Source organism: Paenibacillus sp. J2TS4, assembly GCF_018403245.1.
Lineage (GTDB): Bacteria > Bacillota > Bacilli > Paenibacillales > NBRC-103111 > Paenibacillus_L.
Genome location: NZ_BOSH01000039.1, coordinates 1 through 1,183, shown reverse-complemented (window position 1 = coordinate 1,183; position 1,183 = coordinate 1). Strand labels below are relative to the sequence as shown.

Annotated in this window: 2 tRNA genes and 2 rRNA genes; all 4 read right to left on the bottom strand. The window is 51.8% G+C overall.

The features are described from left to right. Positions 1-202, bottom strand: a 23S ribosomal RNA gene (locus tag KJS69_RS29345); the annotation flags it as partial. A gap of 261 nt (positions 203-463) precedes the next feature. Next, positions 464-539 (bottom strand) — tRNA-Ala (locus KJS69_RS29340). Positions 540-787: 248 nt separating this feature from the next. Continuing rightward, positions 788-864, bottom strand: a tRNA-Ile gene (locus KJS69_RS29335). 194 nt (positions 865-1,058) lie between these two features. Continuing rightward, positions 1,059-1,175: ribosomal RNA gene (rrf, locus tag KJS69_RS29330) — 5S ribosomal RNA — on the bottom strand. Positions 1,176-1,183: the final 8 nt, after the last annotated feature.

Below are 1,183 nucleotides of genomic sequence, written 5' to 3'. Positions count from 1 at the left end.
GTTTCAGTTCCCTTGGTCTGCCTCTGCCGCACCTATGGATTCAGTGCGGAGTCCGTATCCATTACGATACGGGGGTTCCCCCATTCGGACATCCCCGGATCAAAGCTTGCTTACAGCTCCCCGAGGCGTTATCGTTGTTCGCCACGTCCTTCATCGGCTCCTAGCGCCTAGGCATCCTCCGTGTGCTCTTACTAGCTTAACCTGGATGTTTTCGTTAGAAAAGATCCGTTATTGACATCTCCTCAGAAGTTCAAGACCGAAGTCCATCTCTTCCTCGAAAGATACCCAATCTACACTTGCTAATGGATGCTTTCGCATTTCTTCGCTATCTAGTTTTCAAGGAACAAAGCTTCGCTTGCGTCGTCAGTCGAGCGACTGCCGATATTCGCAGCGAAAGATATCTTACCACATTGCTTCCGCGTTGGCAACTAGCAATTTCTTGCTGTTCCGACGCTGATTAGAATGGTGGAGCCAAGCGGGATCGAACCGCTGACCTCCTGCTTGCAAGGCAGGCGCTCTCCCAGCTGAGCTATGGCCCCTAACTGAACCCCAAAAAGTGAAGTGATGCTTCGAGGCTAATTCCGTCCGCACCCTAACAGGGTCGGCGTCTAAACCTTCCTCTAAACGCGGTCGCTCTTCCTGACTTTGCTTCGAAATGAGGTTTATACAACTTTTCGGGGAGCCCCCCCCACAGAATAGAACATCCTGATGGATTTATCATGAAGTTTCACCATGTGAATCCTTCACTTGCCTAATCATTAGGCACATTCACTTTTTACAGGCTAAATGGTGGGCCCTAGTGGACTCGAACCACCGACCTCACCCTTATCAGGGGTGCGCTCTAACCAGCTGAGCTAAGGGCCCACAAAGCTATGCTTTTGTCTAAAAGAAGATACCGCTTGGCAACGTCCATTCCGCACCGATGGAATCAACTTCTCGAATTACTTCGAGGTCGGCATCGGAATCGTCTATGAACGTCGAGCCAGCTTCTTGAGTTTTCATCGATGAAGGGTTCCGATACTCTCCCGAGGGAGAGACCCTCATCTTTGTAATAACCCGCTTGGCAACGTCCTACTCTCCCAGGACCCTGCGGTCCAAGTACCATCGGCGCTGGAGGGCTTAACGGTCGTGTTCGGGATGGGTACGCGTGGTGCCCCTCCGCCATCGCCACCAAACGGATGAC